General features: G+C 64.4%; 24 protein-coding genes. 9 read left to right on the top strand and 15 right to left on the bottom strand.

Going from position 1 to position 25,847, the window contains the following annotated elements:
- Window positions 1–770: 770 nt before the first annotated feature.
- Together MWU77_RS24930 and MWU77_RS06910 are read left to right on the top strand one after the other, a co-directional pair.
- Entirely contained in the window at window positions 771–3,161 is a 2,391-nt protein-coding gene (locus MWU77_RS24930; RefSeq protein WP_247273273.1) for a helix-turn-helix transcriptional regulator, read from the top strand.
- Between the two features lie 869 nt (window positions 3,162–4,030).
- A complete protein-coding gene (locus tag MWU77_RS06910) occupies window positions 4,031–4,354 on the top strand; it encodes an amphi-Trp domain-containing protein (RefSeq protein ID WP_247273274.1) in 324 nt (107 codons plus the stop codon).
- 102 nt (window positions 4,355–4,456) lie between these two features.
- On the opposite strand, the gene MWU77_RS06915 is transcribed toward MWU77_RS06910, so the two are convergent.
- Window positions 4,457–5,173, bottom strand: coding sequence for an SOS response-associated peptidase (locus MWU77_RS06915; RefSeq protein WP_247273275.1), 717 nt, complete (start codon window positions 5,171–5,173; stop codon window positions 4,457–4,459).
- Window positions 5,174–5,334: 161 nt separating this feature from the next.
- Window positions 5,335–5,823, bottom strand: a complete 489-nt coding sequence (locus MWU77_RS06920; RefSeq protein ID WP_169687169.1) for a hypothetical protein — start codon at window positions 5,821–5,823, stop codon at window positions 5,335–5,337.
- A gap of 99 nt (window positions 5,824–5,922) precedes the next feature.
- Between MWU77_RS06920 and MWU77_RS06925 the strand changes: the two genes are divergently transcribed.
- Window positions 5,923–6,474 carry a dihydrofolate reductase family protein gene (locus tag MWU77_RS06925; protein WP_247273276.1) on the top strand — a complete coding sequence of 184 codons (552 nt, stop codon included), beginning with the start codon at window positions 5,923–5,925 and terminating at the stop codon, window positions 6,472–6,474.
- 103 nt (window positions 6,475–6,577) lie between these two features.
- On the opposite strand, the gene MWU77_RS06930 is transcribed toward MWU77_RS06925, so the two are convergent.
- Complete coding sequence (locus tag MWU77_RS06930; RefSeq protein ID WP_247273277.1) at window positions 6,578–7,387, bottom strand: MHYT domain-containing protein; 810 nt, start codon at window positions 7,385–7,387, stop codon at window positions 6,578–6,580.
- Window positions 7,388–7,728: 341 nt separating this feature from the next.
- Between MWU77_RS06930 and MWU77_RS24660 the strand changes: the two genes are divergently transcribed.
- Both MWU77_RS24660 and MWU77_RS06935 read left to right on the top strand, forming a co-directional pair.
- Window positions 7,729–7,851: a hypothetical protein gene (locus tag MWU77_RS24660; protein WP_277351981.1), complete on the top strand. Its 123-nt coding sequence runs from the start codon at window positions 7,729–7,731 to the stop codon at window positions 7,849–7,851.
- Between the two features lie 171 nt (window positions 7,852–8,022).
- The gene (locus MWU77_RS06935) at window positions 8,023–9,459 is read left to right on the top strand and encodes an Hsp70 family protein (protein ID WP_169687172.1); all 1,437 of its coding nucleotides are present in this window, start codon (window positions 8,023–8,025) and stop codon (window positions 9,457–9,459) included.
- Window positions 9,460–10,147: 688 nt separating this feature from the next.
- Here the strand turns inward: MWU77_RS06935 and MWU77_RS06940 are convergent.
- Entirely contained in the window at window positions 10,148–11,002 is an 855-nt protein-coding gene (locus MWU77_RS06940) for an NAD(P)-dependent oxidoreductase (protein WP_247273440.1), read from the bottom strand.
- Between the two features lie 146 nt (window positions 11,003–11,148).
- Here MWU77_RS06940 and MWU77_RS06945 point away from each other — a divergent pair, with 146 nt between their 5' ends.
- Entirely contained in the window at window positions 11,149–11,805 is a 657-nt protein-coding gene (locus tag MWU77_RS06945; protein WP_247273278.1) for a ScbR family autoregulator-binding transcription factor, read from the top strand.
- A gap of 7 nt (window positions 11,806–11,812) precedes the next feature.
- Here the strand turns inward: MWU77_RS06945 and MWU77_RS06950 are convergent, their stop codons facing one another.
- The 4 genes from MWU77_RS06950 to MWU77_RS06965 form a co-directional block, all read right to left on the bottom strand.
- Window positions 11,813–12,757 (bottom strand): ScbA/BarX family gamma-butyrolactone biosynthesis protein, encoded by a 945-nt coding sequence (locus MWU77_RS06950; protein WP_247273279.1) that lies wholly within the window; start codon window positions 12,755–12,757, stop codon window positions 11,813–11,815.
- A 164-nt stretch (window positions 12,758–12,921) separates the two neighbouring features.
- On the bottom strand, window positions 12,922–13,980 hold the full coding sequence (locus MWU77_RS06955) for a Gfo/Idh/MocA family protein (RefSeq protein ID WP_169687175.1): 1,059 nt from the start codon (window positions 13,978–13,980) through the stop codon (window positions 12,922–12,924).
- 46 nt (window positions 13,981–14,026) lie between these two features.
- Window positions 14,027–14,428, bottom strand: coding sequence for a TIGR03668 family PPOX class F420-dependent oxidoreductase (locus MWU77_RS06960; RefSeq protein ID WP_169687176.1), 402 nt, complete (start codon window positions 14,426–14,428; stop codon window positions 14,027–14,029).
- A gap of 11 nt (window positions 14,429–14,439) precedes the next feature.
- Window positions 14,440–15,240 (bottom strand): HugZ family protein, encoded by an 801-nt coding sequence (locus tag MWU77_RS06965; RefSeq protein WP_247273280.1) that lies wholly within the window; start codon window positions 15,238–15,240, stop codon window positions 14,440–14,442.
- A gap of 177 nt (window positions 15,241–15,417) precedes the next feature.
- On the opposite strand from MWU77_RS06965, the gene MWU77_RS06970 reads away from it, so the two are divergent.
- On the top strand, window positions 15,418–15,804 hold the full coding sequence (locus tag MWU77_RS06970) for a hypothetical protein (protein ID WP_169687178.1): 387 nt from the start codon (window positions 15,418–15,420) through the stop codon (window positions 15,802–15,804).
- An 86-nt stretch (window positions 15,805–15,890) separates the two neighbouring features.
- On the opposite strand, the gene MWU77_RS06975 is transcribed toward MWU77_RS06970, so the two are convergent.
- The 3 genes from MWU77_RS06975 to MWU77_RS06985 form a co-directional block, all read right to left on the bottom strand.
- Window positions 15,891–17,498, bottom strand: a complete 1,608-nt coding sequence (locus tag MWU77_RS06975; protein WP_247273281.1) for an AMP-binding protein — start codon at window positions 17,496–17,498, stop codon at window positions 15,891–15,893.
- A gap of 296 nt (window positions 17,499–17,794) precedes the next feature.
- Window positions 17,795–18,193: a DUF1304 family protein gene (locus MWU77_RS06980; RefSeq protein WP_247273282.1), complete on the bottom strand. Its 399-nt coding sequence runs from the start codon at window positions 18,191–18,193 to the stop codon at window positions 17,795–17,797.
- Entirely contained in the window at window positions 18,190–19,284 is a 1,095-nt protein-coding gene (locus MWU77_RS06985) for an acetylserotonin O-methyltransferase (protein ID WP_247273283.1), read from the bottom strand. Before MWU77_RS06985 ends, MWU77_RS06980 begins: the two co-directional genes overlap by 4 nt.
- 75 nt (window positions 19,285–19,359) lie before the next feature.
- Between MWU77_RS06985 and MWU77_RS06990 the strand changes: the two genes are divergently transcribed.
- Both MWU77_RS06990 and MWU77_RS06995 read left to right on the top strand, forming a co-directional pair.
- Complete coding sequence (locus MWU77_RS06990) at window positions 19,360–19,779, top strand: MarR family winged helix-turn-helix transcriptional regulator (protein ID WP_247273284.1); 420 nt, start codon at window positions 19,360–19,362, stop codon at window positions 19,777–19,779.
- A 489-nt stretch (window positions 19,780–20,268) separates the two neighbouring features.
- Complete coding sequence (locus MWU77_RS06995) at window positions 20,269–21,078, top strand: SDR family NAD(P)-dependent oxidoreductase (protein WP_247273285.1); 810 nt, start codon at window positions 20,269–20,271, stop codon at window positions 21,076–21,078.
- 29 nt (window positions 21,079–21,107) lie between these two features.
- Here MWU77_RS06995 and MWU77_RS07000 read toward each other — a convergent pair whose 3' ends face one another.
- Genes MWU77_RS07000 through MWU77_RS07015 form a run of 4 tightly spaced genes read right to left on the bottom strand, consistent with a single transcriptional unit; the run spans window position 21,108 to window position 25,760 of the window.
- Entirely contained in the window at window positions 21,108–22,346 is a 1,239-nt protein-coding gene (locus tag MWU77_RS07000) for a cytochrome P450 (RefSeq protein WP_247273286.1), read from the bottom strand.
- A gap of 7 nt (window positions 22,347–22,353) precedes the next feature.
- A complete protein-coding gene (locus MWU77_RS07005) occupies window positions 22,354–22,548 on the bottom strand; it encodes a ferredoxin (protein ID WP_247273287.1) in 195 nt (64 codons plus the stop codon).
- 40 nt (window positions 22,549–22,588) lie between these two features.
- Window positions 22,589–24,415 carry an NAD(P)/FAD-dependent oxidoreductase gene (locus MWU77_RS07010; protein WP_247273288.1) on the bottom strand — a complete coding sequence of 609 codons (1,827 nt, stop codon included), beginning with the start codon at window positions 24,413–24,415 and terminating at the stop codon, window positions 22,589–22,591.
- A gap of 34 nt (window positions 24,416–24,449) precedes the next feature.
- Window positions 24,450–25,760: an NtaA/DmoA family FMN-dependent monooxygenase gene (locus MWU77_RS07015; protein ID WP_247273289.1), complete on the bottom strand. Its 1,311-nt coding sequence runs from the start codon at window positions 25,758–25,760 to the stop codon at window positions 24,450–24,452.
- Window positions 25,761–25,847 lie beyond the last annotated feature (87 nt).

Here is a 25,847-nt window from a genome sequence, read left to right on the forward strand (position 1 = left end):
CGCGGCACAGCGGTGCGCCCGCCCCGGATCGGACGGGGCGCACCATCGGCCTGCGATCAGAGCAGGATGCCGAGACCCGCGAGCAGAGCGAAAAGGGTAGCGCCGAGCGATCCGAGAATCATGGAGAACTCCTTTTGGTGTGTGGCCCTGCCCGGGCGGGCAGGGGGTCGAGGCACATGGCAAAGGCATGCACCGCAACCGTCCAAGACATCGGTCCAGGTATTTCGTTTGTTACACGTGGGAATTAAGCCCCTTGTGATCATGTGACACTCTATGATCCATCTGCGTTCCCACGCCCCACCGAGGGGACGGCGGCGCACGTGCGACCCTGCCTCGGCATGGGCCGCATTCGCTGTACGAGGTGGAGCTCTTTCTACACAGCGTCACGACGACGCCGCGTCACCTCGAGGGTGAAACCAAGGGTGAATGACGAATCGCCGGGGTGGGGTGGTGTGCAATGACAGTTGTCCCGGTTTTTCTCGGTGCTCGCTGACAACTGCACCGCGGCAACCGGACAAAAGCGCAACGGGAGGGCGCACTGAATGGACAGTACGAATCGAAGTCGGTCGACGGTGCCTACGTTGGTTCGCCCTCGACTCTTCGAAATATTGTCCCGCCCTTCGGCGCTGACTATGGTGTGCGCGCCCGCCGGCTTCGGTGTACGCACGTTGCTTACGACATGGTTGCAACACAACCACAGTGGAACGCCACCGACCACCTGGGTACCGCCTCCGTCGACACCCTATGATCACGATCGATACTGGAGTGCGGTGCTCGACGCGGTTCATACCGCCGGAATTGCACCGCGCTCCTTTCCTCGCCACCCCGGCCCCCGAAGCTCGGATGCGGCAGACACCTTCGTCGAACTGTTCGGCGCCCTCCGCGAGGAGTGCGTGCTCGTGCTGGAACGCCCCGACACGTTTTCAGGTCCGGTATCGGAATTCGCCGAATGCCTCTCCCGCTTGGCTCGGGTCTCGCCGCGTCCGACCATCCTGGTAACGGTGGCGCCCGCCTCCCCGTGGTCCGAAGTCCTCGGCGGGATCGTCGACACCCAGGTGTCTGCAGAGGACTTGCTGTTCACCGAGGCCGAGGTGGTGGATCTGTGCCGGTCGGCCGGTCTGGCACAACCGAAGATCATGGGACGAAGGATCCATGCAGTATGCGACGGCATTCCCCGATGGGTGAGCAAGACCGTCGACATGGCGGGCCGTTACTCCGGACCTGTGGTCGACGCGCACGGACGTCCCGCTGCCGAACTGATCGGCATGGTCGCGGCAGACCTCGACAGCATGCTGGGGACCCTCGGCGCCGACCTCGAGCGTGAACTTGCCCGGACGCTGGCGCCGGCGCGCACCTTGAGTGAGCCTCTCGCCCAGGAGTTGCTTCCCACTGCGCAGTCGGTGAGCGAGATCCTCACCGACACCTACCGTGCGGGACTGCTGGTTCCGGCAGAATCATCCGACCAGCACCGATACTGGCGCTTTCCGGTGTTGGTGCGTCAGGCCCTGCTCGACCTGGCGCGAAAGGCCGATCCGGAACATCTCGAATCTGTGTTGACGCTTCTGGCCCGGCGCGCGCTGAGCAACAACGATCCGGCATCTGCGGCCCGTTACGCCGCCGATGCCGGCGATTGGCCGTTGGCATTGGACATCTGCGAACAGCACTGGGTGACGATGGTCATCGGAAATATCGACCAGCTGCGGGAGATCCTCGACAGCGTGCCCGAGCAGTACCTGCAGGATCGACCGAGTGTGAAAGCCGGCAAGTCGGTTTTCGTGGGACTACTGGCGCAAGCCCCGATACTCGGACCGTCGCTCCCTGCCAGCGATACCGAATTGCTCGACCTCGCCGACTCGCCGACAGTGACCTCGAGCATTCATGTCGCCACGGTGCAGTCCATCGGGCTGCGTGTCGCAGGACGCTACCGCGACGCAGTGAATCTGACGCGGCGGATCGTCACGCTGGCCACTGCCGCACTCGACCAGCAACCAGAGCTCGTCCATGCACAACTTCCCGTTCTGCGCCTGCAGTGGGCTCTCACCTTCCAACTGGCGGGCGCCGACTTCGACGCCATTTCCGAGTTCATGTCGGCCTACCGCGGTGCCGTGGCCGAGGGCATCGACTTCGCTGCTCGTAATTCCGCAGGCAACCTGGCGTTGCTATGGGCGATGACCGGGCACGCTCCCCGCGCCCACGCATGGCTCGCCCGTGAAGTCGACTTCGGCGACGGTGGGGAAGCGCTGGCTCCGATGGTGCGGATGGGCGGTTCGCTCGCCACCGCATTGACCTCGTTGGATCGGCTCGACTTGGCCACAGCCACCACGGCGCTCGACACGCTCGGTGAACCGAGCCACCGCGAGGAACTCTGGGCATACATCGCTTACGTGCAGGCCCAGTGCGCGTTGTTGCACGACGGCGCGTATGCCGGACTGATGCAGCTGCAACGCCTCGCCGCTGAGCGACGCGTCCAGTGTTCACCGAGTTCGTTCGCTACTGTGCTGATCACTGCGGCGCGGGTCGATCTGCACTTGGCACTCGGACAGGGCAACCTCGCTGCCACCACCGTCGCCGATGCGGTCCTGAATCACCCACTTCTGGTACTTGCTTCCGCTCGCGTGGCGCTCTACACCGGCTGCCCCGACGAGACACTCGAGATCGTCACGCGGTCGCTGTCGTCGGAAGCTGGCTCACCGCGTGAACACATCGAGGGTCTTCTCATCCGAGCAGCCGCCCATCACAAACTGGGAGACGTGGAGGTCGCGGCGGACTGCTGGCGCACCGCGTGTGCGCTCGCGGAACAGTCGGACTGCTATCGCCCGTTCACCACCGTCTCGCTGCGCTTGCGGCGTGCGCTGGCCGACGCCACCGGCATCGCGCCCACCCTCGATATCGACAGGTCGGTGTTCCCCGAGACGGTTCACCACGTCCAATTGACTGCCCGCGAGCACTCGGTGCTGTCCTGTATGGCGCGCGGCTTGTCGCAGCAGCAGATCGCCGACGAACAGTTCGTGTCGGCCAATACTGTCAAATCACAGATGCGCAGCCTCTACCGGAAACTCGGCGCGCATTCGAAGGCAGAAGCATTGGCTACCGCACGCAAGCTACGACTACTCGAGACCGACACGAGCACACCGCAGCCCGAGTCCGACCATTCCCCGTGATCATGAATGTGTGCAGTGACACGCCTGATCCAATCTGTGTCGTATAGTGAGTCCATCGTCACAGCAGGGGATCCGATTTCACCCGTTCCTTCACCCCGAATCGGCCGACCCCGCAGCCGGGACAGCGATAGCCTTCAACAGCGACCCGATTCCCCCCCGACATCGGGTCGCTCGTGCGGCCCGAATCCTCCCCGACAGCGGGCCGCAGCGCGGCCCGGATCCCCCGACTTCGGGCCGCCCGACGAACGCCCCCACTGTCGCACCAGCACGAGGGTGGGGGCGTTTTTCTCGGCACGCCGTGAAGCCCGGAGACTGCAGCGGCTTGCACACACATGCCCCTCGCATATGTGCACAGGTGATCGCGCCATCTCCAGGCTTCACGGTCGCTCTTACCACGATTCCTGTGGTTCGGAATCGCCAACAGGTACATCCCATCGAAAGCCAAGATCGTTACCAATGGAAGGTAAATCTCTTCCAAAGCTCGCTCAGTCGGGCAGCCAGGCCGACGTCGTCGCGGTGCCACGTACGCCCGACTTCGTCGAAAAGGGTCGCGGACATGCACGATTCGGACAAACGTCCAACTTCGCAGGCAGGCGGTGCCGCACCTCGGATCACAAGCACGCGACGTCCGCTATCACCCTCGCTCGCCCCGGCGACCCCCTGAAGAGCCACACCGCGAGCACGAGCCGGAATATCTTGGAACAGAACAACTTCAGTGCGTCCGGCCCACAATCAACGAGCGCTTCACGTGCATGAGCGCCGGAGCTGGAGAACAGGAAGGTCGTCGCTGCCCGTATTTCGGTTCGGCCCGGAAAGCCGCACTTCGAGGGCTACGGTTGATACACACTGCGCCGAGGTCAGGAGTCGTCGTGCCGAAACTGGAATTCAAGAGGAAATCCGACCTCTCGCGAGAGGAAGTGTCGGAAAAGCTCATAGCACTCGGACACGCGCTCGCGCGCGGTCGCGAGGTCGCACTCGAGTCGGGGGACGACTCGATCGAGATCGTCGTCTCCGACCGGGTCCGGTGGGAACTCGAAATCGAGGTCGACGGGAACGAAACAGAGATCGAGATCGAGATCAGCTGGAGCGACGACCCCTCCGAAGAATCCGAAACCGAGGCGGAAGCCGAACCCACGACTCCCCCGGCCAAACCGGCGCGTCGGGGACGTCCCCGCAAGAACACCGTCGGCTGATCAGCTCACGCGGTCGGTCTATCGCGGCGACCGGATATTTTCGTCACCGACCCTTACGGCGTGAATCTCGCATAGCGCCTCATCATCGGGGGCAAGCATCGCTCAACGGTGCACGGGATGCAGCAACTCCGGTGTGTTGTTGCGAGGAGAGTTGACGGCGGAGCTCACCTCGTACAGATCGAGATGTGGTTCGGGAATCGAGTTCAGTAACGCGTCGACGTCGTCGCGATCGGTGAGTGCCGGATCGAGCCACGGACCGACGAATGTGTCCGGCAGGAGCACCGGCGAGCGGTCGTGGATCTGGCCTGCCGCATCGGTGGCCGGCCTGGTCAGCACCGCGCACGTCCACAACCAGCGCTCCGGATCGTCTTCGGGTAGATCAGGGTTCGGCCACAGCTCGTAGAGGCCGGCCATCGAAATCGGTCCGTCGGCGTGCAGGAAGAACGGGGTCTTCTTTCCGTTCTCGTCCTTCATCCACTCGAAGTAACCGTCGGCGGGCAACACGCAGCGACGTCGGGCCGCGGCCGCCTTGAAGGCGGGCTTGCTCGTGATCGTCTCCGAACGCGCATTGATCATCCGTGATCCGATCTTCGGGTCTTTTGCCCACGAGGGGACCAAACCCCATTTGACCTCCGACGAGACCATTCTCTTCGGTTCAGCATCCGGCTTGCCGCGCGGCGCGCGTTCGAACACGACGTTCACATGCTGCGTCGGGGCGATATTGTAGGACGGCGGTAATTCTTCCCCGACCGCCTCGACCACGTCGTAGACCGAGACCAGATCATCGCGGGTGCTGGTGCTTGCATACCGTCCACACACGCTCGAATTCCCCTCGTCGCAGTTCTACCGGGACGATAGCGTCACCCACCGACACGCGAGCGGAAGACGTTCGGGAGGGATTTGCCGGATGCCCGTTCAGTGGGTTCCGCAGCCGCGCGCATTTCACTCGGCCCTGGAGTCTTTCAGCAAGGCCGCAGAACCTATTCGGTGAGTGCGTCCGGTTCGTCGCGCGCAGGCAGATCAAGGAGATAGTCGAGCAAGTCCACCGCCTCGGTCAGCGCGTGAATTCGTTTCTCCGGATCGGACACATATACAACGGGCCGAAGTCGCCTGTGTCCGCGCAAGGCGTCTCCGCCGAGGTAGTCGGCGATCGCTCCCCATACATGACATGCAGGGGATGGGAGCTCCTCGATCGTCAAGTGCTCTCCCTCAGGGGTCCGCAGCATCAACACCTTGTCGGCAACTGTCCCTGAGGCGATCGGGCCCATTTTGTCGGCGATCACGCCGGCTATGGCTGTGACCGTCCATTCGAGGACTGCGCCGTAACTGTCTCGTTCGCTGAGACTGTCTCCGTGGACCAACGAGGACACCGTGTCGGAGAGAGCGGCGCGGTCACGGTCGCCGGCCAATGCAAGCAGATGGCCGCCCAGTCTCGACGCGGGGTCGGCATCTCGGCGATTCGATTTCATGAAGGAGGTATTCCCCTTCATTTCGGTGTTACACCTGGCATGTTCGAGTGGCAGACCAGGCACCGATGAATTTCGAACACATGGGAGGTCTATCCCGCCATGAGGAAACTGATCTACGACTTCGGCGTGTCCCTGGACGGCTACATCAACGACCGCGACGGCAACATCGACTGGACCGAACCCGACGACGAACTGCACCAGTTCCACAACGACCGGTTTCGCAGCCTGGAGATTTCGCTGCACGGCCGTCGGATGTACGAGCTGATGGCCGAGTACTGGCCATACGTCCCCGACGACGCATCACCCATCGAGCGGGAGTTCGGCGAACTCTGGACCCGGACACCCAAGGTGGTCTTCTCGCGGACACTCACCGAGGTCCACTGGAACAGCACCCTGGTCAGTGAGAACGCGGTCGAAGAGGTCCGCAGGCTCAAGTCCGAAGGCGACGGCGTCATGGAAGTCGGCGGCGCGAACCTCGCAGCCTCATTGATTCCGCACGGACTGATCGACGAGTATCAGCTGTTCGTTTCACCCATGGTTCTCGGTGGCGGCACACCGATGTTTCCCGCGCTGGACAAGCGCCTCCCGCTCCGACTGGCCGAGACGAGACATTTCGAAACCGTGGTGATGCTGCGTTATCTCGCGGAGTGACGACTATCGGCGGCGCATTTCTGTTGCACGACGGACGGCCGATGGTGCGGACGGGGCACGCCGCTCGGTCGTTGCAGTGCCCCATCCGTCACTCGCTCGAAGGTCAGCGTCCCACTGCGTCGGCCGGACTATTCCAATGCGCGATTGCGTCCTCACGCGCACGCTCCTCGCGGCTGGACGTCACCAGCAGCAGCGTGATCGGCAGAGCCAGCGCGATCATGCCGAGCACGAAGCCGGGGAACAGCAGCGACAACACGCTCAGGCCCTCAGGTTTCGCAGCCGACGGATCGACGGTGGCATGTACCCCGGCCATGCCTGTGTAGTGCAACGCCACCACCGCGCAGGCCATGATCAGCGCTGCCGCTATACGTACGACTATCCGTTCGGCGTGTGCCGAGAGCCACAGCGCTGCGACGGACGCGACGATTCCGATGATCACGGATGCAACGACGAAGCCCGAATTGTGTCCGAGTACGCCTTGGATCCGGATAGCAGCCATCCCGCTGTAGTGCATTGCGCTCACTGCCAGACCCATGACCAGTCCACCGACCGCCAGCGGTGCGATACGCAGCATCCGCCACTTCGAAGTGAACGGCCGATACATGAGCCAGAGACCGAAGAACGTCGCCCCGACGGCGAGTACGACCGAGAACACCGTCAGACCCAGGTCGTAGCGGATGACCGAACCGGGTACCGCAAAACCCATCATGCCGATGAAGTGCGTCAGCCAGACTCCGATCCCGCCGATGGCCAATGCTCCCATCGCCAGCCATCGCAACTTGCCCGAACGGGTGGGGTCCTTCGCTGCCTGCCGAACACAGGTCAACCCGACATAAGAACCCACAACAGAGGTGGCATAGACCTGGAAGAACACCCAGATCCCCATGCTGAAGTGGTGTAACTCGTGCGACATTCGAATCCTCGCGTACAGCGCGCCCCGACTTATCGCATCCGGACAGCAGCGCGCCACACCAGCACCGAAGCGAGCTGCAACCCCGGCCCCCAAGCAGCATAACGGACCTTATCGTATCCCGAATCACATCACCAACACGAACGGATCGGCAGGCGCACTGTCAGATCCTGACCACAAGAGAATCCCTGCTTCTCATGAAATGGTCTTGACATCAGTCGCTTTCAGGTTTTCTCGTAGCTGCCGAAGGGGCGGTTGTGTGCGATGTCGCCGAGCAATTCGCACATAACCGCCCCCTCACCGAGAATCGGGGAGCAAGTTGCCGCTACGCTCTCACTGAAGCGATGAACAGCGCCGTGCTGGCGGGTCGAATTCTGTTCAAGGACAAGCTCAGCCCCATCGTGGGTGCCGGAATCGGTCTGATCATCACCGGCGTGCCACTCGTCGAGTTGGGTGCGGCGCACTGAGCCACTGCGCCTCACTTCAACATCCACATAGGGCATATAGTCCGTAATGACCTTTTTGCCCGTGTTTGATGCTGGCACACCGACATTCCCGGATCGCCGTCGCCAGGGAGTCCCGGCCGACCCGCCCCGCTTCGTGCGCGCTCCCGTGATCAGACCGTTATAGTCGGCTTCATGACTTCAGTTCTCGGTGTCTCGATGGGGGCCAGCGCTGTGCGCTTCGCAAGCCGTGATGCCGAGACGCCCGAGGGTTCGATCTTCCGATCACGCCCCATCACTGCAACTTTAGAACGCCCCGGGGAACCGGCCGGCGATTCCATCGAGTGGATGCTTGCCGAAACCAGGGAGATCGAGCAGGTAGAGGCCATCGGAGTCGCGTACCAGAACGACGCGCAGGCCGGTGCCGTCCACGCCGCGATGACCCGGCTCGAGATCGGCCACTTCCAGTTGGTCCCCGAGGTGACGGCCGCGCTCCAGATGCTGGAGATGTCCGGACAGCTCGGTGAGAACGAGACGCTGGTGTTCTACGATCTCGGCAGCTCCGGCCTCACCGTCACCGTCGTCGACCGAAGCACCGGAAAGGTACTGAGCACCACGCGTTCGGATCAGATCAGCGGTAACCTCGTCGACCGGCTCGTCCTCGACGACCAGCTCCACCAGCAACGCTTCGAGCGGCCTGCCGATCTGGCAGCCCAGCTCGCCCTCACCGCAAGGTGTCGTGACGCGAAGGAGCAACTGTCCACCAAGGGTGCAGTGTGCATAGCGGGCGAGGGCGGCCTGTTACTGCTCTCTCAGGACAGCTTCGATTCGCTCATAGACGGTGCTGTGAAGACGTCTGCCCGCCTCACCCGCGAGGTCATCCAACGCTCGGGACGCACCCCCGATGCTGCAGTGCTGATCGGCGGTGGTGCGAACATCCCGCTGATCGCCTCGGTGATGGAGTCGTGGCTGGACCTGCCGGTGATCGTGCCCGAACAACCCGAGTTGGTAGCGGCAGAGGGCGCGGCGCTGCTGGCTCATCCCGCAGCGGTCGAGTTCGCCGACCACACACTGTCGCACACCGAGGTGCTGCCGACCGCGCTGCCCGCACCGAGCAACGAACCCGGCAACGTCGCCGCTGTGGTCACCCATGAGACGCCACCGCCACCGCCTGCGCCGAAACGTCGCACCTTCGCGCTTGCCGGCGGTGTCGTCGCTCTCGCAGCTGCGATCGGGCTCGGCACCGTCGTGCTGCAAGACTCGGAGGGCGACGTACAACCCGCAGTCACTCAGCAGGACACGCAGCCACCGGCCGCGCGGCAAGTAGCACCGCCACAACCCGCGCCGACCTCGGAGATGATCCCGACCCCTGAAACCGCCCCGGCGGCGAGCGTCGTACCGCCTGTGGTTCCGGCACAGGCCCAGGAGCCCATCACCTACCAGCCGCAGACCCAGGTCCCGGCTCAGGCGCCCACCGCCGAGACGGAGAGTGAGAGTGCTGCGCCGCCCGCCACACCGGACGCGCCCGAACCCTCGCCGCTCATTCCCGGCCTGCCCGAGATCCAGCTTCCGACGCTCCCTCCACCGCCGACGCTTCCCTTGCCGGAACTGCCCTCGATTCCCGGATTCTGAGTCTCGGACACTTGCCTGTCACTCACCCCTGCACCCGAACTCCGCTCGTCGGCATCGGCCGCTGCGGCCAGCGGGACAACTGCCATGGTGACCAGAGTGTCGCGGATTATCGATCGCATGAAAGTTCCTGATGGTCAAGGGATGTGAGCCCTCATGATCTTGCAGGAGACCCGGCGCAACGTAGGACCATCGGCAACGATCCGGACACTCGAAATCCCACTCCGAAGCACGAGTGCCATCGCGGATTCTCGCCAAGATGACGCGTCGGGGTAAGCCCGGCAATGCACGCAACCGCAAACTCACATAGTCTGTTCTGTGCCCCCGCCCCTCCCCGAACGGGGGCACAGTTCGCGCACACTCCCCCCGAGTGCGCGGACGACCAGGGTTCCGTCGGCGCCATACGCCGACGGAACCCCTCGGGTCAGAACGATGAGGACCCCCCGGTGCAGACCTCACCGTCTTCGTCCCGTCACAGCCGTCGATCTATCACCCGCCGATACGTCGAAATGCTTTCGCAATCACTTGTATCGATGCCCTCCCCGGCAAACAATACCAATCGACCGGTATTGCTCGGTGGGTGCAGTCTACCGCATTTCCGGCGACACCTGCATCCCGTCGGACGAAAGTACCCGGACACGGTCACTGCCAGTGGAAACACTGGTGAACAGCACCCGGCATGATCCATCGATCAGGGATCGGTTGCCAGCTCGGTATCTGCCCAGATTCGAGTGCTGGCGTAGTGGTGATCGTGTCCGATCAGGTCGATGTGACGCGCTGACAATCCGCGCTCCAGCCCCACGTGCAGCGCCTGTTCGTAGCTCACGGACTCAGTCGGTGGAGTGAGCAGCCCTTGGGCGGCAGCGACGTGGACGAGATCATGGACGCTCGCGGGAATCCGATCGGCGACGTGGAGCATGCCCCCGCGCATCGCGTCGGGAAGCGGACGAACCGCAAGAGCGGTGGTGAGCCGGCCCACGTCGTGGCGCGAGATCACCGACTGCCTGGCGACACCGTTGTCGATCCAGACTCCGAGCGTCGACACGATATGAGCAAGCCCGGGCAGGAACCACCGGTCCCCCGGTCCGTGAACGAACCCGGGACGCAACACGAGCCCGCCGTGGTCGCGCACAAGATTCTCGGCGGCAAGACGGCTGGCACTCAGCGCCGTGACCGGGTTGGGTTCCAATTCCCCCTCACCGACGTTCCGATGCGGCCCCGGACCGTAGACGCCGATCGTGCTGAGATAGAAGATTCGATCGATGCCCTGCGCCGCAGCGGCAGCCACCAGGTTCCGGGTGCCAAGAACGTTGATCTGCTCGTACTGGGCCTCGTCGGAGCCGGTGTAGGACGCGGCGTGCACGATCACGTCGACTCCGGCAAGCGCAGCGGTGAGCGATGCCGGATCATCCAGATCGGCGGCCACCCCCGTCATTGATGGTCCTACGGGCGCCGGTGGACGGCGCGCAATCGCAGTGCACCTGACACCCCGGGTCAGCAGCACGTCGAGCACTGCCCCACCGAGGAAACCGCTGGCACCCACCACCGCGACATGCAGTGCCGGTTCCTGGGTCGATGCACGGTCTGCGGTTTCCTCAGGGTCGGCTGGTACCGTGCGTTTCGGGGGAGGCCGATTGTCGGAGTTCGTCACGACTCGCCTTTCGGGATGTTTTCGAGAGAAGGACACGGGGTGTGGTCAGACAAGCCCGCGCGGTAGCTACGCGGCAGCAGATCGTCGTCGCAGCCGCGGCGACATTCGATCGACTGGGGTTCGAGGGTGCCAGCCTCGGGGAGATCGTGGAAGCGAGCAGTGGGCTCACCAAAGGCGCCCTGTACTTCCACTTCAAGTCGAAGGACGACCTGGCGCAGGCGGTCATGGATCGGCAACACACCATCTCCATCGCCTCGGTGGAAGCCATCTCCGCCACCAACGCCTCGGCCCTCGAACAGATCGTCATGCTTTGCCACGAAATGGGCCGACAGATCGTCGAGGATCCGATCGTGCGGGCGGGAATCCGGCTGACCCTCGAATTCAGTGCGAGCGCCGCACCCGGCGAGCCCGGGCCGTACCAGGACTGGATCGAAGCCTGCCGAGTTCTCGTCGAGGAAGCGATCGCCCAGGAAGATATCCTTCCCACGATCGAGCCACCGGTGCTGGCTCGCTTTGTGATCTCCGCATTCACCGGCGTCCAGATGGTCTCGAACGTGCTCGATCGGCGCACCGATCTCGAACAGCGCATCGACCAGATGTGGCAATTTCTGCTGCCGGGCATCGTGGTACCCGAGCGCCGACTCGACAGCGAGAAGATTCGAGGCGCTCGTTGGGTCCACGACCCAGCGATGGCCTGACCCGCGTCTATACACCGGACCGGGTTCCGCGCCCCGAACGTACATCGGCTGCAGAAGCCAACGTCAGCGTCGCCGAGGCCATCGACGTTCCATGCTGTTCGAATACGACATGCGCGCGCCCAGGCTCATCGTCGACGCACGAGACGACCACCTCGGCTCGACGGTCGAGTTCCACGAACCGCTGGAACTGCACGCTCATCGACACCAGATCCGCATCCGGAAGCCCGAGCTCCGCTCGCGACGCCTGACGCGCAGCTTCGAACATGAGCATGCCGGGGAGATGATCGGACGGATGGTCGAACAGCACCGGGTGGGACAGGTCGGGCAGCACCTGCCATCGCCCGCGTCGTGCCGTTGCCCCGATGACGACATCCCCGTCGACCATCATGCCCACCGCGGCCGCGTCGAGGGGCACGCCGTCGGGCACGGATCCGATCGTCCGCGGCCCGCTCTCACCCCATCGAGCGTTGTCGTACTCGTCCGCGGTGAGCACCGAAGCACGGCCGTGGCCTGATCCGACTCGGTGGCCCGCGACCTCGAACGTCAGGGCAGCGCTGAGACCGGTGACGTGTGAGCCTCGTCGACGCACATTCGACACGTCGACAGTGACCGCTACCTCGGCCGCCCCCTCACCGATCTCGAGCCGATCGGGTTCAGCGGTGATCTCGATGGTCTGCATCACGAATCGCTGACCGAGCGAGACGCGATAGCGAGTGTGTGCCAGGTAGATCACGCTTTGCCGCAGTGTCTCCGCGAGGAGCATCGGGTCGTACCGGCCGGCCCGGCCGCGGTAGAAGCCATGCACCCGCGGCCACTGCGCGCCCAGAACGAACCGGTCGGGTTCCGGGCCGGTGACGCAATCAGTGAGGAAAACCTCCGATACGGACTGACGATGCACATACCGTCGTGGCACCGTCGACTCGAACGACAACACCGAAAGATCAGCCTCCACGCTGGTAGCCATACCGGACGAACTGTTTGTTACTCCGATACCGTACTTATCGCACTCACAGTACGGCTCGACGTCCTCCCGGCCGTGGATGACCGGGCTTGTGTCGAAGGCAATCCCCTCCCTCGCCCGAGAACGAGCCCCTCGTCACGTGCTCGCTGCCTCGGCTACTCCGGGCGGACATCCGGAACCGGCGCCGGCCGCGAACCCATGACGAGTGATTCCGCACCTGCCACACCGACCAATGATGCCGCGACGGCGCGACGCACCGGAATGAGCGGTGCAGTGCCGTGTTCCACTGTCGCACGGAATCCTTCGAGCACCACGACGGTGCCTTCTGCCATGCGATCGAAGGATTCGTCGTCCGCAACGTAGGGGCCGGGTACGCGGATCTGCTCACGCGCCAGCCCATCCGGCTGCGCCCAGCCCTCCAGACGTACTCGCACGGACCAGGCGTCTTCTCCTGTGACACGCTCCGACTCCGCCATGCCATGGGAACCGCGCACCGATACCCAACTCCAGTGGCTTCCGGTTTCGCCGGCGAGGAAACCGTGGCGGGCCACGGCCAGGGTGCCGTCGGAGAGCCTTATGGCGAGAACAACGGCGGCGGGGCGAGCGTCATCCGGTCCGATGGAAAAGGCGCTGACTTCCACCGGCCACGCTCCGGTGAGGTCGAGTAGCGGTGAGACGGTGTGCGTGCAGTACGCGGTCGGCGGTATACGGCCACGCCAATGTGTCGGGTCGCCGATCAGAGCGGCTGTGTCCTGGGGCGACAGGCTGTGCAGATAGTCGGCTTCCACCAACGTGAGTGCGCCCAGCTCACCGGAATCCACCGACTCCCGAAGCAGCCGAGTATGCGGATGGAAGACATAGTTCTCCGCGAACGAATAGGTCGCCCTGGACCGCTCCGCTGCAGCGATGAGCCGGCGCCCCTCGTCTTCGGACGCGCAGGCCGCGGTTTCCGACAACACATGGATCCCGTGATCCAGGAACGCGATGGCCAATTCCGCGTGCGCGTCGAAGTCGTTGGCCAGCACCACGCCGTCGAGACCGGCACCGAGCAATTCGGTCCAATCCCCGGTCGCCCGCGCCTCCGGAAACTCTGCGCGTGCGTCGGACACACGTCCGGAGTCGGCATCGCAGACCGCGATCACCTCGATGCCGATCCGGCGTGCCAATCCGGCCATGTGCAGGCCCCGCGACAGACCTAGGATTCCGATACGCATGTGACAGGTATACCCACCGCACTCGATCGGGACCCGTCGTCGCGGCTCACGACGACCACGACCGCCAGCTCAGCCGGTCGATGGTGATCACCGGCCCCGACGGCCGCTGCACCCGATACTGCGTGTACTTGCGGACCAGCGCGTCGAGTCCGGCCGCACCGGAGTCCGTGTCGGCATCGTGCACAGTGGCGATGCCGTCGACGCGAACCCACCACAGCTGGGACCAGTCATCGTCGTAGTGGTCTACGAGCACGCTCACCCGAGGATTCTCTGCAATGTCGGCCAAGCGTCGCAGTTGCCGCGTCGTCTTCGGCTTGTCGTCGACACAGGTGTGGATCGTGTCGCCGTCGAGAGCGAATACGATCGGCATCACGTGCGGCACGCCGGACCCGTCCGCTGTGGCGAGTCGGGCCACGCGGGCGTCGGCGAAGCGTCGGCGGACATCCATGATCGCACCCCCTACGAGGACTGCGCCGCACGTGTCAAAGCTACTGTGGCCGAACGCAACTCATCAGCAGAATCGAGCGGTGACAGATACCCGGCGCGGGTCGGTGCCCGACCGCGCGGCGTGGTGACAATCAGATCCAGACCGTAGCGGTCGGCTCCGACGCACGTGGCCTCGGTGGCATCCGGGAATCCGCCGAGCTTTCGGGCCATCGCCAGCAGCGCATCAGCATGGTCGTCGTTGAGATGCGCGATCGCGCGACCGGCCGCCGGGGTCACAGGATCGGGTAACGCCTCGGCATAGGACTCGGCGGTGGCCGAATCCATCCGTCCGTACCCGCCCACCCAGCGCACGCGCTGAACCCGAAGAACCCAGAGCGAGAAGTCGCTGAAATCGATGTAGACGCGCGCCGCAGGCACAGCAGCCAGATGCGCCTCGCGCGCGGCAGTCAGCTCCGCCCCTTCCGGACGTTCGACATACCCGGCGAGGGTGATGCGAGTGCTGGCCAATGGGTCGGACTGCGGGTCCGGTGCCACGATCGCGATGCTCGCGCGTGGATCGCGCGCCAGATTGCGTCCATGCTCCGCCATGTGCGACACGCACAACACCGGCGAGCCTCCGACGAGCCCGTACGTCACGAACGACGCCCAGGGGTCGCCTTCCTTTGTGAGGGTCGCGAGAGTGCCCGCGTTCGTCGACGCCGCGACCGTCCGCGCTTCCTCGGCGGCAGAGGGCCGGGTCGCGTTCACGACCTCCGCCAACGGCGGCGGCACAGTGGGGGCGTCGCCAGGGTCTCCGTGATCCAAGTTCGTCATGAAACGAGACGGTACCGAATGACAACACCCCGTTCGACGAGGTCGCCGTGTACGCCTGGTCTCGTCGTCGCCCTCGGCCGAACCTGTAACGCGAAGGCGGTCGGGTACCTCTCCAAATCGGCTACAAGATCACGATATTGCGACTACACTCACGTCGATAAAAGGGGGAAATCGCGAATGAAGCTGTCATTGTTCGGATCAGGCAAGCGGCGTAGCGAGCGATCAAAGCTCGACGCGATGCAGAGGTGGATCGAGGTCACCGACCGCTCCGTCGAGGTGAACGAGGCTCTTCGAATCTCCCTTGCATCCCGCGGAGTTCGACTGAGGGAGCGCGGCGACTACCGGATCATCGATGCGAGTTGGCCTGTAGCAGAATTGAAGTCGCTCAACGATCAGTGCGCCCTCGCTACCGAACTATGCAGTGAGAGCGAAGCCATCGCAGCCGAACTGGACGACGTCAAGCCTTCTGGGTCCAGCCAGCTGGAATCGTTCGTCGCACTGTCGGCCGTTGTCCGACGCGCACTCGCAGAGGCGGAGCGTCGCACCCGGAACCCTCGGCCCTGAGCACGTCCGCGACGATCGAGCACCACCTACGCAGATGCACCCCTCCTCCCGAAGAGGTGCATCTGTCGTAAGGCTGTGTTCGTCGCCTACTGCGCAGCCCGAGCTGTGGCCCACCGGTAGTCGGCCTTGCCGGCGGGGGTGCGCTTCACCTCGTCGACCACGACGATCGAGCGAGGAATTTTGTATCCCGCCAACGATTTACGGCAATGTTCCTGCACCTCTTCGAGGGTCAGTTCCCCAGCTTCCGGGTAGGTGGCGATGACAGCCGCGACTGCCTGCCCCATGCGTTCGTGCGGCACGGGCACGACAAGAGCGTCGGAGACCGACGGATGTGAGTGGAGTGCCGACTCGACCTCTTCGGCGAAGACCTTCTCGCCTCCGGTGTTGATGCACTGCGAGCCGCGACCGAGGAAGACGATGGTGCCGTCGGCCTCCACACGACCCATATCTCCGAGGATCGACAAGCGCGTACCGTCGGCACGTGTCGGGAATGTCCGGGCCGTCTTTTCTTCGTCCTTGTAGTAGCCCAGCGGCACGTTGCCGATACGGGCGATGTAGCCGACGTCGTCGGAACCCGGGGCAATCGGCTCGAGCCTTTCGTCGACGAGGACCATGTTGGGGCTCGGGGGCATTCGCAAGTTTCCGTCTTCGTCGACGTCGAATGCGCCGTCGTTGCCGGTTTCCGAAGCGCCGAAGTTGTCGCGCAGCAACAGGTCCGGTTTCACAGCAAGCATGCGGTCGCGCACGCTCGTCGACCAGATGGCACCGCCGGAGGTGATGGAGAACAGCGAACTGAGGTCGGCCTCGTCCTTCCGTCGTTCCATCTCGTCGACGAGGGGCAACCCCATGCCGTCGCCGACGATGAGAATCACCTGCACCTTGTCCTTCTCGACAGCCTCGACCACCGTCTTCGGATCGAAGTCGCGCCTCAGGACCACCCGGGCGCCGAGCGTGAAGAACGTGAACAGCGAGTAGAGGGCTGCACCGTGCATCAAAGGCGCGGCGATGAGGAACGCAAGACCCGGGAACTCCTTCGCTGCGGCTGCGACCTCGGCGAGATCCTTCCGTGGCTCATCACCATAGGGATTGCCGCCGGAGAGCGGCTTGCGGAAGAAATCGTTGTGCCGCCACATGACACCCTTCGGGTATCCGGTGGTTCCGCCCGTGTACAGCAGATACAGGTCGTCGCCCGAACGCGCGGGGAACTCTGCTGTCGCGGGCAGAGCATGAGCATCGGCGAAGGGGACCACGGCAACCGAGCGCTGCTCGGCGGCCTGCTTCAACTCCTCCGTTACCTCGCCGGCGACGAACACCGTGCGGATCAGCGGACAAGCATCGAGCAATGACGCAAGGACCTGCTGATGCTCGGGAAGTTCGACGACGACCGCCACCGAATCCGAGTTGGTGAAGATGTACTCGAGTTCGCTGGGTGTGTAGCGGTAGTTGACGTTGATCGGTACGGCGCGGATCTTGATGAGACCGAGGATGCTGGTGACATGCTCGACGCAGTTCTTGAGGAATATCGCGACGTGATCGTCCTTGGAAATGCCTGCCTGGGAGAAGAGCTGTCCGGCACGGTTGGCTTCCGCGTCCAGCTCCGCATACGTGAGATTCAGATCTTCGTACGTGAGTGCGATGCGATCCGGTACCGCAGACGCGGTTGTCTCGAAAACATCCGCAAGGTTGAACTCCACTGTGCATACCTCCACTCCGACGAACCCCTTCCCCAGAATCTAGAACACGTTCCAGCTTAGGGGAAGGGTTCGCGCAGAATCGGGCAAACCTTCCCCAGGCTCTCCGGGTTTCCGCGGGTCATGAGGTAGTGGCAAGCCGAGGAGGCGGAGGAAAGATTCCGCTCTGGATGAGCGTGTCCCCCACTGTGACACCGGTTTGAAACCGCGTCACGCGGATCACTGAGCCGGGACCGCTGGCCAATCGGCGACGGGCAGACCTGCACTGTTGTAGGACACTCCTACCACCTCGGCCGGGGTCAGGCGGCGAGGGCGATCAGCGCGACCGCTGGCAGGACGGACGACGCAACGGTCCCCCTGACGCTCCCTCCGCGCGGCAGCCAGTACCCGAGCAGATCAGCGACGCCCATGAACAACGACGTGAGCAGCATGTAGATGGCGCTGACGACCACAACGGTGGTCCCGGTCGACTCGTCGCCGAAGTTCACCATCCAGAGCCCGATGAGGGCGCCCACTCCTGCGAGTGCGTTGCGGGCGCCGATGCAGAACGACCACAGGTGCACATTCGCGATGCCGTTGGGCTCGATGCCGAGGAACTTCTGGACCCAGGGTCGGTCGACCAGGAAGGCCTCCAGCGGGAAGACGACGATCAGGACGAGTGCCGAGAGGCCGACGCAAACCTGCGCGAGTGCGTTCACAACTGCCCGCCGGTGCTGACGGCTTCGACGAGCGAGATGGTCGAAATCGTTGGTACGACCCGGGTCATGCGGAACCCCGCCCGCTCGAGCAGGGTGGCGAACTCCCGCTCGGTGCGCTCCCGGCCACCGACGAAGAGCATCATGTCGAGGTCGAGGGTCTTGGCGAAGTGCGGCGTGTTGCCGGGCGGGACCACGCTCTCCATCAGGAGCAGGGTGGCGCCCCTCGGCATGTGGCGTCGGACGTTGGTCAGGATCGCGGTGGCCTGTCCGTCGTCGAAGTCGTGGACCACGCGCCGCAGCACGTAGAGGTCACCGTCGGAGGGAGCGGTCTCGAAGAACGACCCGGCCTCGATCCGACAGCGGGGCAGCACGCCCGCCGCACGCAGGTGTTCCTCGGCGTCACCGGCGAGGGCCTCACGTTCCTGCAGCACCCCCTTGGCCAACGGTGCCGCGCCGAGGATACGCGCGAGCAATTGTCCGTGCCCACCTCCGATGTCGACGATCGTCGAGTACGGCGTGAAGTCGTATGCCGCCTCCACGGTGGGCCAGTCCAGGGCCGACAACCGGGTCATCGCGTCGTTGAACGTGGCGGCGAACTCCGGGTGTTCGTCGAGGTACTCCCACATGGGCATGCCGAACATCTCTTCGACGGCCGGCCTGCCGGTCTCCACGCAGTGGGCCAGCCGGCCCCACGGCCTCTGATAGGCCGGATCACCGAGCATCAGGACGACGGGAAGCATCGAGTCGCTGGTGTCCGAGCGCAGCCGTTCGGCCACGGGAGTCAGGCGGAAGAGGCCCCGCGGGTCCTCTCGGAAGATTCCGAAGGTGGCGCAGGCACGCAGGAGGCGGTGCGTGGCGTCGGGATCCGACCCCACTTCGGCCGCGACGTCGTCCGCGGTCAGCGGGCCGTCCGCCAGTACGTCGGCGATGCCGAGCCGTGCCGCGGCGTAGACGGCGTGGGTCGTCACGAACCCGGAGGCGAACTCGAGCAGGCAGACCTCCGGCGGCGCCATCCGCCGGGTCAGTGACTGCAGCGCGGTCCGGAGGGCGGTGGCTGCCCGGACCACGCGGGTAGGAGGAAGTCTGGTCATCGCAGATCCCCTATGATCGTCAGCAATGCTGACTATAAGCATGGTCAGCAATGCTGACTATTGTCAAGGGGATCGATGGACGTCGCCACGCTCATGTTCATTGCCTACCGGGCGATGGACGACCGGGTGATCCGCGCCATGCGGGAGGCCGGCTACCAGGTGACCGTTGCGCAGGCCCGGCTCGCCCAGCGGATCGCCGAGGACGGCTCTCGCCTCACCGACCTCGCCGAGCAGGTACAGGTCACCAAGCAGACCGCAAGCCTGCTGGTCGCGGCACTGGAACGGGAAGGACTCGTGGAGCGCATCCCGGATCCGCAGGACGGCCGGGCGCAGATCATCCGGTTCACCCGAAAGGGGCAGGCGGCGTCGACGCGGGCTCGCGAGGTGGTGATGGGCGTCGAGCAAGAATGGAACGACCACCTCGGCCCTGAACTGGCAGGATGCCTTCGAGAGGCGCTCACAAAACTCCGCGAAATCGCAGATCCGTACCAGTGATTTGAATCAACCACCCTGAGGATAGGAATACCGCAAGCGGAACCCGTACCGGCGTGTGCCGAAAGCGGTCCCGTAACCGGAAGCTACCGACCTGCTGGGGTCCCGTAGAGGTGGACCGGTGAAGACCCGAGCGTGCGGCCGCATCACGACGGATCGCGCTCCGCGAGCCGCCTGAGATTGAGTAGTTGGCGTCGCGCCATCACGAGATCGCCTCCAGTCGTACGAGTACGGCGCCCACTGGATCTGCGTCACCCAGGGCCACACCGCCTCCGGCCGAGCCTTCACTGTGACACCCCACCTGTCTCCGATCATGCGCCCTCCCCTGTTCCACATCCCGGCGTCGGTCGACCACCAGTGTGCCCCTCATCGTCGGCCATCACCGCCCACCCTCGTCTGCGAGCCCTTGGCAGATCACGCCCCACTGATAGACAATGCGTCCAGTAGATGGATGCCATGACGTCGAACCGTTCGAGATGCGAGAGTGCTTACATGTCTTCAGAACTCACCGGCAAGATCGCCGTTGTCACGGGCGGCGCCACCGGAATCGGCCGCGCGACGGTCGAACATTTCGTCCGCGAAGGCGCCCGGGTGGTGATTGCCGACGTGCACCGCGACGAAGGTAAAGCCCTGGCCGACTCCCTCGCCCCCGCCACCGTGTTTCGGGAAACCGATGTCTCGGACATCGACGAGGTGCGAGCGCTGGTCGACTTCGCGGTGCACACGTTCGGCGGCCTCGACGTGCTGGTCAACAACGCCGGCATCTCCGGCCCGATCCACGCCAGTTTCCTCGAGGACGACCTCGAGGCCTTCGACAAGATCTTCGCCGTCAACCTGCGTGCGGTGATGGTGGGGACGCAAGCAGCAGCCAAGTACATGGCCGAGCACGGTGGCGGCGCGATCATCAACACCTCCTCGATCGGCGGCATCATGGCAGGCAGAGGAGTGATCACGTACCGAGCGTCGAAGGCCGCGGTCATCCACTTCACGAAATCTGCGGCCATCGACCTGGGCGTCCACGGAATCCGCGTGAACTGCCTTGCACCGGGGAGCATCCCGACGACATTGCTCGCGTCGTCGACCACAGAACTCGAGGGCGAGGAGCGCGAGGCGATGATTTCGAGCGTGCGCACCACACAGTCGAAGAAGCGGCCCCTCAACCGCGAGGGGACTGTCGACGACGCTGCCGAAGCCGCCGTCTATCTGGCCAGCGACCGCGCCCGCTACGTCACCGGCGCCGTCCTCCGTGTCGACGGCGGCACAGCCGCGGGCAGCACGATGACGACGCCGGGTCAGAGCTGACTCAGGGCCACAGGTCTATTCCCTGCCGGTCACCAGCTCACCGGCAGGGAATAGACACCGTAGGCGAGCCGGTCGTGTTTGAACTCGATCTGTTCGATCGGCACGGCAAGCTTCAGGGTCGGGATTCGGCGGATGAGCGTGGCAAAAGCAACCTGAAGTTCGACGCGGGCGAGCTGTTGGCCGATGCATCCGTGCGGGCCGAATCCGAACGCGAGGTGCTTGTTCGACACTCGAGCCACATCGAAGTGCCGCGGCTCCTCGAAGGTCCGGGCATCCCAGCTACCGGCGGAATAGTCGAGAACGACACCCTCACCGGCGCGGATCACGACATCACCGATCTCGATGTCTTCCAAAGCAATACGTCGCTGCCCGTTGTGGACGATACTCAGATACCGCAGTAGCTCCTCGACCGCTGTGGCGATGTCCTTGGGATCGTCGTTGTGGCGCAGGTACTCGAGCTGTTCCGGATTCTGGAGGAGTGCGAGCGTTCCGAGCGAGATGATGCCTGCGCTCGTCTCATGACCTGCCGACAGCAGCCCGTTGGCAAGCGCAACGCCTTCGTCGATCGTCATCTCGCCCGCCCGGATGTTGTCGGCGAACTCCGAGATCACCCCTGTCGACTCCTCCGTCGACGCAAGCCGCTCTTCGATGACCTCCCGCATGTAGCCGCGCATGGCCGTGAACAGTCGCTCCTGCAATTCCGGTGTGGCGTACCGATCCATCGCGGCCGAGGCGTGTTCCTGGAAGAAGTCATGATTGTCGTAGGGAACCCCGAGCAGCTCACAGATCATGAACGACGGAAGCGGTAGACCGAATGCGGGCACGAGGTCGACCGGATTCGGCCCGGCGAGCATGTCGTCGATGAGCTTGTCGGTCACCTGCTGGATCTTCTCGCGCTGCGCTTCCACGCGCTTGTAGGAGAAGGTGCGTGTCATCATGCGGCGGAGTCGCAGATGTCCGGGGCCGTCGGTGTTGAAGATGCTGTCCGGCCGCATCGGGGCGATGGCCGCCCGGCCCGCATTCCAGTGTGGGAAGCCGGTCAGGCGATCGTCGGTGCTGATACGCGGATCCAGTGCCAGTACACGCAGTTCGGCGTTGCCCGTGATCAACCATGGTGTGCTGCCGTCCCAGATACGGACTCGTCGCACAGGTTGATCGGCCGCCGAATCGATGAGTGCAGCAGGGACGTCGAACGGGCAGCGTGCGTCGCGTTCGACGGGAAAGCTGAGAACGGCCTCGTCGACGTCGGTCGTAGAATTCTCCGGCATGTCTGTTTCACTCCTCGAATGCGATGGCGACTGCGGGGCACGATGCTGCTGCCTGACGAACCGGATCCCAGTGCTCGTCGGACGGATCCGCATCCATCAGGACCACGACGCCGTCTTCGTCCCGCTGATCGAACACCCCGGGCGCTACTGCGGCACACTGGCCCGCAGAGACGCATCGCTCTTCGCTGATCTCGACTCTCATTGACAATCGACTCCGTAACCGTGACTGGGGACCAAGGGCACTAGGTGAGCGTGACGCCTTCCATCTGCCCGCTGTCCCGCCATCGGGCCAGCAGGTCGAAGAACTGGATCGGGCCACCGCCGTAGTTGGCTGCGACGAGGCCGTCGGGATTGCCGCTGTCGCCCTCGTTGTCGAGATAGCTGGGGGTGCAGTCCGCGTAGAAGGCCTGCCCCACCTTGCCGAGCTCCTTCATGGTGGCGACCCAGCCGTCCTCCGCTTCGAGATCGGCTTCCATCGTGGTGGCTCCTCGCTGGATGCACTGTGTGAGCAGGTAGACGAGGTGCCGGGCGCGTTCCTCGGCAGTGTGCGTGTAGTTGTTCGCGATACCGGTCTGCGTGTACCCGAGGAAGAAGCAGTTGGGGAATCCGTGGGATTGCAACCCATGGAAGGTGCGCGGTCCACTCTTCCACTTGTCGCTCAGGTGGATTCCGTCGCGACCGATGATGTCGAATCCTGCGCGGCGGGTGTAGCTGCTGCTGACGTCGTATCCCGTTGCGAAGATCAGCGCGTCGACCTTGTATTCGGTGCCTCCGACGACGACCCCGTCGCGTGTCAGCCGCTCGATTCCGCGGCCGTCGGTATCGACGAGCTCGACGTTGTCGCGGTTGAACGTGGGCAGGAATTCGTCGTGGAACCCGACTCGTTTGCAGAGCCGCTTGTACCAGGGCTTGAGTGCTTCGGCGGTGGCCTTGTCGGTGACGACGGAGTCGATCCTGGCACGTACCCGTTCCATGGACCTGTAGTCGGCCTCGAACAGGAACTCGCCGATCTCCTCCGGCGTCATCGGTGCGCCACGGCGTTCGTTCTCCTGCTGGATCGCAGTCTTGGTGACCTCGGAGGCCACCCGGGTCCAGCCGTCGTCGACGAGGTCGATGTGGCTTTCCATGCCGGCGGTGTAACGGGTGAAGTTCTCCATCCGCTCGCGCTGCCAACCGGGCTCGAGATTCGCGGCCCAGTCGGGATCGGTGGGTTTGTTGCCGCGTTCGTCGACGGCGTTCGGTGTCCGCTGGAACACGTAGAGTTGCTGCGCCCACCTGCCGAGGTGAGGCACCACCTGCAGTCCGGTGGCGCCGGTGCCGACGACGCCCACCGACTTGTCCTGCAACCCTGAAAGGTCGCCGAATTCGTTTCCGCCGGTGTAGCTGTAATCCCATCGGCTGGTGTGGAAGGTGTGCCCTTCGAATTCGTTGATGCCGGGGATGCCGGGCAGTTTCGGACGTACGAGCGAGCCAGGCGAGACGACCACGAACCGGGCGCGGATACGATCGCCGCGATCGGTGTGCACGTTCCAGCGTTGTTCCGCCTCGTCCCAGACCATCTCGGTGACGGTGGTGTGGAAGAGCGCGTCGCGCGCCAGGTCGTAGTGGTGGGCGATCGCTGCGAGGTGTTCGCGGATCTCGGTGCCGTACGCGTATTTCTGAGTGGGGATGTAGCCGAGCTCTTCCAGGAGCGGCATGTAGATGTACGACTCGATGTCGCACTGGATGCCCGGGTAACGATTCCAGTACCAGGTTCCGCCGACGCCGCCCGCCCGGTCGAGCAGTCTGATGCCGTCGAGTCCTGCCTCGCGCATGCGCGCTGCAGCGATCAGGCTGCCGAGACCGGCGCCGATCATCAGGATCTCGACCTCGTCGTTCACGGGATCGCGCGGGGTCCGCTCGACGTAGGGATCGTCCTCCCAGTGCGAGAATTCGGCCGTGACTTCGACGAACTGCTCGACTCCGTCGCGCCGGAGCCGCTTGGCACGCTCGTAGGCGTGTTTGGCCCGCACCCAATCCGGGTCGAAGCCTTCGGGTTTCGGGCCCGGCGGCGTCAACGTCTCCGGCATGCTCGGTTCCTTTCGCCTCGCGGCAGGGTGCGGCTCACGCGAAGCGCTCCCGCAGCGGCCGGTCGTCGGGGGTGGATCGGTAGATGCCGCGATCGATCATGCGCGGAATCACCTCGTCGATGAATTCGCGGATCGACGCCGGGCCGACGGGGAACATGAGGTTGAAACCTCCGACGTTGCCGTCGTTCCACCATGCCTCGAAATCGTCGACGATGTCGTCGTACGAGCCGACGAACTTGCGGTGCTGTGCACCGCCCCGGCCGAGGGACTGCGCCGTGACCTCGCGGACGGTGGCGCCGGGGTGTGCCTCGATCCAGTCGTAGAGACCGACGTAGTTCCCGAAGGTGCTCTTGATGGTCTTCTCGACGTCGGCGGGCTTCGGCATCTGCTCGAAGGGGAACCGATCTTCGACGCTGTCGAACGAGACCGGTTCCAACCCGAATTGCACCAGCACCTTCGGCGCGAGGAGTTCCCACGGAACGAACTCGTCCAGGGCGAGCATCTGTTCTTCGGCTTCCTTCGCGGTGCGTGCGACGTAGGGGATGAGGCCGGGAACGGCCGGGACACTTCCGACGGGGCGTCCCGCGTCGGCCAGTGCCTTGTCGAGGTCTTCGCGGTAGGCGGCTGCGCGCTCCCGGTTGGATGCCGCGGTGAACACCATGTCGGCGTGCCGTGCGGCGACCTTGATGCCCGGTCCGGACCCGCCCGCCTGCGCGACCAGCGGTCGGCCCTGCCGGCTCGGCGCAACGTTGAGCGGGCCGATCACGCTGAAGGATTCGCCCTTGTGATTGATCGGCGAGGCGTAGTACCGCGTGACACCGTCGGGGTCGCGGCGCACCTCACGATTGGCCCAGAGCGCTTCGGTCACGTCGAGGAATTCCGTAGCGCGGCGGTATCGGGTCTCGCGGTCGGGGTGGCTGGTCTTGCTGTAGTTCAGCGCGAGTGCGTCGCCGACGGTGGTGACTGCATTGAGCCCGGCCCGGCCGTCGGAGGCTTGGTCGAGAGAGGCGATGAGACGCGCGAGTGTGTACGGGTCGTAGAACGTCGTCGACGCGGTGGCGATGAGCCCGACGTGCTTGGTCTCGCGGGCCATCGCGGTCAGCGCGGTGATCGGCTCGGCAGGCCCACCGTCGAAGGCCGGCGAGTTCGGCATGCCGGGTACGTCGCCGAGGAATATCGCGGTGAAGAGCCCTTCGTCCCCGAGGTGCCCGTAGGTCATGAGCCGTTCGAATGGATCGACGAGGGCGGTGTCGGCGTGGTGCTGCTGCTCGTACGCAGGAGCTCCCATGTGGAGGTTGACGTCGTTGCCGACGAGGTTCAGGTGGAGATAGCGCCGAGTCGTCATAGCCCGTCCTTCAGATCAGAGGTGGCGTCGAGAGTCGTCCTGTAATCCCAGCCACACGCTATAGATGGATGGTTCGGCAAGTCAATA

The sequence above is a fragment of the Rhodococcus sp. F64268 genome, assembly GCF_023015605.1.
Lineage (GTDB): Bacteria > Actinomycetota > Actinomycetes > Mycobacteriales > Mycobacteriaceae > Rhodococcus.